The 9,727-nt window shown below is 68.2% G+C and carries 6 protein-coding genes and 1 pseudogene; 2 read left to right on the top strand and 5 right to left on the bottom strand.

Translation table 11 applies throughout. The annotated features are described in order from the left end of the window. The coding region (locus AC5JJ6_RS27125) for an SGNH/GDSL hydrolase family protein (protein WP_496045059.1) at positions 1 to 324 on the bottom strand (324 nt) is incomplete at its 3' end. A gap of 188 nt (positions 325 to 512) precedes the next feature. Here AC5JJ6_RS27125 and AC5JJ6_RS27120 point away from each other — a divergent pair. Both AC5JJ6_RS27120 and AC5JJ6_RS27115 read left to right on the top strand, forming a co-directional pair. Then, the gene (locus tag AC5JJ6_RS27120; RefSeq protein WP_496045058.1) at positions 513 to 5,276 is read left to right on the top strand and encodes a translocation/assembly module TamB domain-containing protein; all 4,764 of its coding nucleotides are present in this window, start codon (positions 513 to 515) and stop codon (positions 5,274 to 5,276) included. A 4-nt stretch (positions 5,277 to 5,280) separates the two neighbouring features. Beyond that, a complete protein-coding gene (locus tag AC5JJ6_RS27115) occupies positions 5,281 to 6,132 on the top strand; it encodes an FkbM family methyltransferase (protein WP_496045057.1) in 852 nt (283 codons plus the stop codon). On the opposite strand, the gene AC5JJ6_RS27110 is transcribed toward AC5JJ6_RS27115, so the two are convergent. The 4 genes and pseudogenes from AC5JJ6_RS27110 to AC5JJ6_RS27095 form a co-directional block, all read right to left on the bottom strand. Continuing rightward, positions 6,113 to 6,868, bottom strand: coding sequence for an SDR family oxidoreductase (locus AC5JJ6_RS27110; protein WP_496045056.1), 756 nt, complete (start codon positions 6,866 to 6,868; stop codon positions 6,113 to 6,115). The two genes, AC5JJ6_RS27115 and AC5JJ6_RS27110, sit on opposite strands and share 20 nt — an antisense overlap. Then, positions 6,865 to 8,223 (bottom strand): FAD-binding protein, encoded by a 1,359-nt coding sequence (locus AC5JJ6_RS27105; RefSeq protein ID WP_496045055.1) that lies wholly within the window; start codon positions 8,221 to 8,223, stop codon positions 6,865 to 6,867. Before AC5JJ6_RS27105 ends, AC5JJ6_RS27110 begins: the two co-directional genes overlap by 4 nt. Positions 8,224 to 8,235: 12 nt before the next feature. Then, the gene (locus AC5JJ6_RS27100) at positions 8,236 to 9,279 is read right to left on the bottom strand and encodes a lysylphosphatidylglycerol synthase transmembrane domain-containing protein (protein ID WP_496045054.1); all 1,044 of its coding nucleotides are present in this window, start codon (positions 9,277 to 9,279) and stop codon (positions 8,236 to 8,238) included. A gap of 7 nt (positions 9,280 to 9,286) precedes the next feature. Continuing rightward, positions 9,287 to 9,727, bottom strand: a pseudogene (locus AC5JJ6_RS27095) (UbiA family prenyltransferase); the annotation flags it as partial.

Below are 9,727 nucleotides of genomic sequence, written 5' to 3'. Positions count from 1 at the left end.
GCCGTAGACGATGAAGAGGGACCGCTCGACGGTCTCGCGCTCCGGCTCCTGCCGAAGCCATTCATCGACCTGGGCACGCAGGTTGTAGGGGCTTCCCGGTTCATAGGCGCGGGCGCCGCCGACCGCATAGTTGGTGCCGCCGGACGCAACGGGGTCGACGCTGAGATTGAAATGGCGGGCGACATGTTCAACCCATACCGGGCCGTTGCTGAAACGCGCTCCCGCGGCGTTTCCGGTATCGGACAGACTGTCGCCGAACACGGTAACGGTGTCGAACCGGGTTTCCTGAGCGTCCGAACTGGCCGGATTGAAGGCTGCACACATAATAAATACCGTAGTGATGATCCAAGAGATCGGACGTGTCATGCTGCTCCCCCGGGGCTTGGCGCTGTCCGCCCCCGTTAACAAGCGGAACGCGGATTTGGGCACATCCACTGCCCTCAGGTGTTTGACTGGGGGTTCAAACCAGGGTCCAAAACTCGAAAAGTCCGTAATCGCGAAGGCTTAGTTACATGGAAGTTCGGATTCGCCGGTGGGGTGCGGCGCTGATGCTCGCAGGGTTGGTCGCGGGCGCGTCGGGTGCCGTCATCGCCCAGGAGGAATCGGAACAGAACGATCCCGGCTGGGTGACGCGCCAGATCCAGGGCTTGCTCAGCGGCCCCGGCCGCACCGTCACGATCGGCAGGGTCAATTCGAGCTGGAGCCTGGACGTAACGATCCACGACCTCGCCATCGCCGACGACGACGGCGTCTGGCTCAACGTCGATCAGGCGAAACTCGACTGGGCGGCCGGCGCCCTGTTCCGCCGCGAGTTCCGGATCAGCGGCCTCGACGTCAACCACATGACGCTGGAGCGCCTGCCGGCAAGCCAGCCGGAGCCGCCGCCCAGCGACGAACCCTTCAGCCTGCCCCAGCTTCCCGACCTGCCGGTCGGCCTGGATCTCCAGCGCCTGGCGGTGAAGAAGCTCGACCTTGGCGCGCCCGTGCTCGGCGGCGAAGCCGCCAGCCTGACGATCGACGGCAGCGCCAAATTGGGGCGCGCCGAGGACGGCGTCGCCGCCAACCTCAAGATCGACCGGCTGGACAAGCCGGGCGGCGCCAGGCTGGTGATGGACTATGCGCCCGGCACGGAACAGCTCGACCTCGACCTGACGGTGGAGGAACCGGAAGGCGGCGTGATCGCCAGGGCCGCCGGCATTCCTGGTCTGCCGCCGGTCAACGTCGCCTTGCGCGGCTCCGGCCCGCTCTCGGGCTGGGACGGAAGGCTGGACGGCAATGCCGGCGACATCGCCCGGATAGGAGCCGACGCCAATATCCGGGGCATCCAGACCGCCGAAGGCGGCCAGGGCTACGGCATGACGATCCGTGGCGACACCGCCTTCTCCCGCATGCTCGATCCGCAGACTGCCCAGATCGTCGGCGACAGCGTGGGGTTCCAGGCCGAAGCCGCGATCGACCCCAACCGCCAGATCGCCCTGACCCCCGCCCGCGTGACGATGGCCGCCGGAACCCTGAACCTTTCCGGCGCCTACCGCTTCGACCCACAGGAACTGGACTTCGATTACGTGGTCGAGGCAGGCGCCGACTCTTCCCTGCGGGCCCTGGCGCCCGATGTGAGCTGGCAGAACGTGCGGCTGTCGGGCAAGGCCGCCGGTCCGGTCAACGCTCCGACGATCACCGCCGACCTCGCCGCCGACAGGATCGACGCCGTTCAGGCGGCGGTGGACCGTGCCGTGCTGCAACTCCGTGCGGTGCCTTCAGGTCCGCTGGATCAGGCAGGCTCGACTGTCGCGGTTACGCTGAACGGTGGCCTGACCAATCCGACCATGGCCGGCGACCCGCGCGTGGCTCAGGTGGCAGGCCCCGAGGTCAAGATCGCCGGCAATGCCGTGGTCACGCCCGGCACCGGAGAGATCCGCGTCGATGACCTGCGGGCGGACACCGCAGCCGGAGCCGCCACGGCCACGGCCCTCGTCCGAGAATGGGGCAAGGCGATAAGCGCCCAAGCGGGCCTCGAAGTGCCCGATCTGGCCAAGCTGCCGGACGTGCCGGTTTCCGGAACCGCCACCATTCGCACCGACCTCGCCATGGAAGGCAGCGGGCAGACGTTGCGCGGTACCGCGACCGCCGATCTCAGCGGCCTCGATAGCGCCGACCCCGCCATTCAGCAGATGATCCGTGACGTGGCGGGCGATGCCGTCACCTTCCGCCTCGCCGCCGACAGCGACGATGCGGCGCAGACGATCAACGTGACCGAACTGGCCCTGAACGCGCTGGTCGGCAGCCTGACCGGCCATGCCACCGTGCGCGAATTCGGCCAGGACGTCGCGGGCAATGCCGTCCTGGACGTGCCGGACCTCTCCCGTCTTGCCGGCGTGGCCGGAGCGCCCCTCGAAGGCGCCGCAAAGCTCAACGCCGATCTCACCGGCGGCAACCAAGCGACGTTGGTCCGGGCCGACCTGTCCGGCGAAGCAACAAACCTGCGGACCGGCACGCCGCCGGCCGACGCCCTGGTCGGCCGCAAGATGGATCTGGTCGGACTGGTCACCGTCGGCACGGACGGATCGGTCGATCTGTCCAGCCTGAAGATCGACGGTCAGCACGTGGCGCTGACAGCATCGGGCGCCCTGAAGGACAATACCCTCAACGCGAAGTGGCGCGCCAGCCTGCCGCGCCTCGCCGTCCTGTCGGAGCCATTGCAAACCCCGATAGCGGGCTCCACCGTGCTGGACGGCACCGCTTCCGGCCCGCTGGATGCGCTGGAAGTGCGAGCCGATCTGGCTGGCCGCGACCTGCTCGTCTCCGGCCGCACCGTGCCGCGTGCCGATCTGGCCGTGCGGGCGACCCATCTGCCGGGCTCGCCGCGCGGTACCCTGACGGCCCAGGCGATCGTAGACAAACACCCGCTCGACGCCAAAACGGCCTTCGCGCTGGAAGGCGAAAGGCTGAACCTGACCGACATTTCGCTGGGAGCTGAACAGAACCGCATCACCGGTGCCATCCGGGTGGCGCTGGACCGCATGACCGCATCCGGCAAGCTGGGCGGCGACATGCGCAACCTCGGCGTCTTCTCCGCATTGGCCGGCCAGACCTTGGGCGGCAGCGGACGCCTGGACGTCAAGCTGGACGATCCCAAAGGACAGCAGGCCGCGACCGCAACGGTGCGGGGCCGGAACATCTCCGTCACCGGGCCGCAGGGTCCCGTCCTGGCGGTCAAGCGGCTGAACCTCGACGCCGATGTCAAGGATGCGCTGGGCGCGATGCGGTTCGACGCCAAGCTGGATGGCTCGGGCGTCGCCGCCGGCGGCGCCGACTTGGCGACGCTGACCGCGTCCGCTTCCGGCACGCCCGCCAAGGCGCAGTTCCAGGCGCAGACCAACGGTAAAGCCGGGTCCCCGGCCCAGCCGGCGCGGATCACGCTGGCCGGAGGCTTCAACCAGGAAGGCGCGCTCCAGAAGCTCCGGCTCGACAAGCTGGACGGCACCTATGGCGGCCAGCCGTTCCGGCTGGTCAACCCCGCCACCGCGACCATCGGCCCGAACCGCTACGAGGTGCGCAACCTGCTTCTCGCCAGCCGAGACGGCCGCATCGCCCTGGATGCCGGCCTCGTCCGCAACGCTCTGGAGGGCACCGCGACCCTGACGCGGGTGCCGCTGTCGCTGGCGTCCCTGGCGGCTCCCGGCCTTGGCGTGGACGGGCAATTGGACGGCAAAGCAACCTTCGCCGGCACCATTGCCGACCCGCGCGCCGACCTGAACCTCAAGGTTTCCAACATGGGGCTGGAGGGGGGAGAGGCCGCCGGCCTGACCGGCATCGACATCGACACAACCGGACGCTGGCGGAACGGCAGGCTGGCGCTGGACGGCAACGCCACGACCCGCAAGCGCGGCGGAATCGACATGAGGCTCCAGGCCGAAGTGCCGCTGGTGCTGCGGCAGGAACCCTTGACGGTGGACATGCCGCAGAACGCTCCGATCAGCGCCGCCCTGCGCGGCAATGTCGAGTTGGCGACCTTCAACGACCTGCTCGCCACCACCGGCGACCGGGCACAGGGACGGCTGGACATCAACCTGAACGCCGGCGGGTCGCTCGCCAACCCGCAGCTGGGCGGCGACGCCACCATCGCCGACGGACGGTACGAGAACCAGGCGGCGGGCACGGTGATCAGCGAGATCGTCATGAGATTGCGCGGCGACGGCAAGCGCCTGACGATCGACAAGTTCGCCGGCCGGACGCCGGGCGGCGGCGCGGTGGAGGCTTCGGGCTCCGTCAATGTCGATCCGGCCGACCCACAGGCCTTCGATGTCCGCGTCGGCGCCAGCAACGCTCAGCTGGTTCAGATCGACCTTGCCACGGCGAAGATCGACACGCTGCTAAGCCTGACTGGACCGCTCGACAATCCCCTGCTCCAAGGGCCGGTCACCATCGAGCGCGCCGACATCCGCATTCCGGAACAGATGCCGCCGAGCGTAGTGGACATAAAGGTGGAGGAAATCAACCGCCGCGGAGGACCTCCGATCCAGCCGGAGGAGCCGGCTCCCGAAGCCTCCCCGTTCCAGCTTCGGCTGGACATGACGGTCAAGGCGCAGAACCAGATCTTCGTGCGTGGACGCGGACTGGAAATCGAGATGGCGTCCGACGTGACGGTCGGCGGGACGGCGACCGAGCCGGTAATCGGTGGCGGACTCAAGCTGGTGAACGGCACGCTGGACCTGCTGACCAAGCGGTTCGAGTTCAGCCAGGCGAACGTCGACTTCGTCGGCGACGGCAGCACCGACCCCGTCCTGGACGTCATAGCCACCGCCAAGGCGACAGACATCACGGCCCAAGTCGTGGTCACGGGCCGCGCATCGTCTCCCAAGGTCGTCCTGACCTCCACTCCGGAACTGCCCCAGGACGAGGTCATCGCGCGTGTCCTGTTCAACAAGTCGTTCAACGAACTCAGTGCGTTCGAGGCGATCCAGCTGGCCCAGTCCGTCGGCCAGCTTGCCGGTATCGGCGGCGGCCCCGGCGTGCTCGACAGCGTCCGAAACACGCTGGGCATCGACCGGTTGGAGATCCTGAGCGGCGAGGAGGGCGAAGGCCTGTCGGGCGCAGGCGTAGCGGCTGGCCGCTATGTCTCCCGAGACGTCTATGTCGGCGCCGAACAGCGGGTCGGAGAGGCCGGCAGCCGCGTGGTGGTCGAGATCGACCTGACCGACAACCTGAAGGTCCGCACCGATGTCGGAACGAACTCGGGCGCCGGCGTCGGTATGCTCTACGAGTGGGAGTACTGAGGCCGTGCCAGGCATCGGGCGTCTTGTCGAACTGCTGAAGGGCGACCGGCCGGTCCGCAATCTGGCCGGACGCCTGCTCTGGCAGACCGGGCTGTGCCGCCGCTTCACGATCCGGAAGGACGGCTACAGGTTGCGGTTCTTCCCGTCCTCCGTCTCCTGCGCCTACTGGATAGATCCGGACGCCCGCGCCGACGACGAACGGGTGGTGACGCGGATGCTCGATCCGGGCGGGACCTATGTCGATGTCGGGGCGAATGTCGGAACGCTGGCCGCCGCAGCGGCGGCGAAGGTCGGTCCTTCCGGCCGCGTCGTCGCGGTGGAGGCGAACCCGACCATCGCCGGCTTCCTGCGGGAGAACATGCTGCTGAACGGCTTCGGCCATGTGCAGGTCCATAACCGCGCCGTGGGGTCGGCTCCCGGCACGGTCCGGATTTCCCAGCGGCGGGCCGACGACATGAACTTCGTCTCCGCAGAGGGCGACGGAGTCACGGTCGAGATGACGACGCTGGACGATCTGGCGGGCGATCTCGGCACCATCGACCTGCTGAAGATCGATGTCGAGGGCTTCGAGAAGTTCGTGCTGGAAGGCGCCGCAAAGACACTATCGGCGGCACGGAACGTCTATATCGAGCTTTTCGACGAAAACTTCGCCCGGTACGGCTATGGCTCCCGCGAGATCCTGGACCGGCTGAAAGCCGCCGGCTTCGCCTGCCTCACGGTCCAGCCGGACGGCAGCCTGAGCGCGGACGAGCCCGACACGACCCTGTGCCTCAACGTGCTGGCAACCCGCGACGCCAGCGCTCTGGAGCGTCGCGGGTTCCGCATGCCGTCGTCCGTCAAATACTCAGGCGCTTGAAGATCGGCTCCGGAATGTTGCGGATGATCGTCATGATGATCCACCAGAAGGCGGGGAAGTAGCGGACCTCAGCACCCTTGGCGGCATAGCGCAGGCAAGCTCGGGCGCAGTCCTGGGGCGAGGCCACCAGGAACAGCCCCGGCATTCCCCAGGTCATGGTCGTGTCGATGAACCCCGGCTTGACCGTCGTCACCGTCACCCCGGCGCGGAACAGGCGTGCCCGCAGACCTTGCAGATAGGCGTGAAGGCCGGCCTTGGCCGATCCGTAGACGTAGTTCTTGATCCGCCCCCGATCCCCTGCGACCGACCCCAGCACGACGACATGTCCCTTGCCCTGCGCTTCCAGCCTGGGCGCCAGCCGGTGCAGAACGGAGACCGCTCCGGCGTAGGTCGCCTGGATGGTCCGCTGGGCCTGATCCGGATCGCGGTCGATAGCCGCCTGATCCGGCATCAGCCCGAACGCCAAGAAGACGTTGAGCGGCCCCGCTCCGAACTCCGCCGCCAGTTCAGCGCACCGCGCCACGAAAGCGTCGTGGCTATCGACAGCTTCGGCGTCGAACTCCACCACGCGCACGGCGACGTTGTGACGGATGCCGATATCGGCGGCGCTCCGGTCCAGGTCGTCGCGGTCGCGGCCGGCCAGCAGGACGTTGGAACCTTCGGCCGCCGCCTCCAGCGCGAAGGCCCGCGCGATCGAGGACGACGCCCCCAGGACCAGCCATGTCGCGGCGCTCATGACGGAACTCCAACGTTTTCCCGGATGTTCAGCCGGCGCGCCATGTCGGACTGCATGCGGCGCTCCGGGTCGATGTCGTCGAGCACGGCGCGGAATTCCCCCAGTTTCGGATACATGCGGGCGAAGCTGGCTGCGTCCAGGACGGCGTCCTTGGCCAGATAGACCCGTCCGCCCTGGTCCAGCGAGATGGCGGCCAGCCGGGCCAGCAGGTCCTCCACGCCGTCGCGGCGCGGGAAGTCGAGCGCCAGGGTATAGCCCCGCATCGGGAACGACAGATGCCCCCTGCCCTCGCCGCTCAGCGTCTTCAGCACCGCCAGGAACGAGCCGGCCCGCGCATCGGAGATCGCCTCCAGCATGCGGCGCATACCCACGGCGGCCCCGGCATCCGGGATGACGCTCTGGAACTGGTAGAAACCGCGCTTGCCGTAGATGCGGTTCCAGTGATGGATCGCGTCGAGCGGGTAGAAGAACTGCCGGACCGGCAGGGTCCGCGTCCGCCCTTCCGCCGGAACCCGGCTGTAATAGGCTCGGTTGAACAGGTTGATGCTCAAGGGATTGAGCACGAAGCCGGGCAGATCGACCGGCACCGCCCGGGCCTTCTTGGCCCCTGCCGGAACGGCGCCGGCGCCCGCTTCCGCCGTCTCCGCGGTTTCCAGGATGCCGCGCCCCAACTCGCCGCCGCGCGCCATGCCGTCGATCCAGCCGACGCTGTAGCCGGCCTTCTCGCGCGCCTCCGCCAGACCGGCCATGAAGGCGTCAAGGTCGGACATCCGCCGTTCCCGCACCACGACGGCTCCCGACGCCACCGGTCGCAGCCGGAAGCAGACGTTCAGGATCACGCCGGTCAGGCCGATGCCGCCAATGGTCGCGGCGAACAGCTCCGGACGCTCCTCCGGCGATACCCGGACCAACTCTCCGGATGGCAGGATCAGGTCGAGCCACAGGACATGGTCGCCGAAGCTGCCGGCCCGGTCGTGGTTCTTGCCATGGATATCGTTGGCGACGGCGCCGCCGACGGTGGCGAAGGCGGTCCCGGGCGACGTCGGCGGCAGGAACCCGCGCGCCAGGAACGCGTCGAGCAGGTCGTCGAAGGTGACGCCCGCTTCGCAAACCAGCGTTCCGTCAGACGGATCGAACGAGACCATCCGGTTCAGCCGTTCGGTCAGCAGCGTGTGCCCGCCGCCGTTCAGCGGCGCGTCGCCATAGCTGCGGCCCCTGCCAAAAGCCAGGATGCCGTTGTCGTGGCGGGTGCCCAGCATGCGGACAGCGGCCGGAGCGCGCTCCGGCCGGCAGGCCGCCACCTCGGCCCGGCTGGTTCTTCCCCAGCCGGTGAGGGTCATCGTCTTCCAGGTCATAAGGTCAGAAACTCACCTGATTGCTTCGGCCGCCATGCGCTCTGCCGCCGGCTGGCGGGCGAGCCGGAAGGCGGCGGGCAGTGCTACGAACCCGAGCCCGACGGCGAACCACAGCGTGGTCAGCCGGATGATCAGGGTTGCGGCCAGCGCCGTATCGGCCGGTACGTGGAGCAGCGTCAACAGGGCGAACATGGTCGCCTCCGTCCCGCCGAGGCCGCCCGGCAGCATGGAGACGGCGCCGACCAGCATGGCGAAGGCGAACACGAAGATCGACTGCTGAAGGGTGATATCAGCGCCGAGGTCGATCAGCAACCAGTGAAGGGCGAAAGCCTCGCACAGCCAGCCGAAGACGCCCATGGCCGTGGTCAGCGCGAAGATCTTTGGGTCGAGCAGCCGGGAAGTCTTGCGGACGACGCCGCGCGCGGCGCCGAACAGCCGGGGCCAGCGGCCGACCATCCCATAGACCAGCAGGACCAGCCGCAGCGGCACATGGGGCCGCAGCAGCATCAGCAGCGCCACCCCGAGAACGCCGGCCGCGACCAGCGTCCCTGTGACATAGACGGCCCCGAAGGCCGAGATGCCGGCCAGGCAGAGCAGGACGATGGCGACGGCGTCGCCCATCCGGTCGCCGAGCAGGAGTGGCGCCGTCCGCTCGTAGCGGTAGCCGTGGCAGCGCTCCAGGAACCAAAGGCGCAGCGCCTCCCCCAGCTTGCCCGGCGTCGTCGTCATGGCGAAGCCGGCGAAGTAGTAAAGCCCGGTCCGCCGCCGCGAAACCTGGATGTCGAGGTGCTGGCTGTAGATGTACCAGCGCCATGCCCGCATCAGATAGTTCACCAGCGACAGGCCCAGCAGGCCCGCCAGCGCCATCGGGCTGAGCGTCAGCATGCGGTGCCAGACCTCTTCCAGGCCGAACCAGATCCCGACCCCCGCCATCGCCATGACGAAGACGACGGCGGTGATGACGGCGCCGTATTCGGCCCGGCGCATGAGCGAACGGGGCTGCTCCTGGAGCGCCTGCGCTCCCGGCTCGGCCGAGGCTGTGGGTTTGTTGCTCACGGTTCCTCTAGATCGGGAGATGGGCGATGGCGGCGATGGCGAAGACGGCGCCGCCGATCACCCAGGAAGTCGGGTCCTTTGCAGCATAGACGATGGGATCGTCATGCATCTTGCCCCGCGCGGTCGCCAGCCAGATACGGCATTGCCAGAACAGCATCAGCGGCACAATGCCCCAATAGGTCTGATCCAGCTTGTTGAGCCCGAGCGCCAGATCGGACTGCACATAGAGCGCCAGGACAAGGCAGGAGGTGAAGCTGGAGGCGACCCCCATCAGCTTCAGGATTTCCATGTCGCCGGCCTTGTAGCCCCGGCCCGCCGGCTTGCCCTTCCTGTCGGTCGGAAGCGCCATCAGTTCGGCGACCCGCTTGACGATGGCGAGGCTGAGGAACAGGAAGCTCGAAAACCCCAGCAGCCAGAGCGATACCGGATATCCCGCCGCTTCGCCGCC

The organism is Skermanella sp., assembly GCF_059503625.1.
This window is presented reverse-complemented; position numbering and strand designations above follow the sequence as displayed.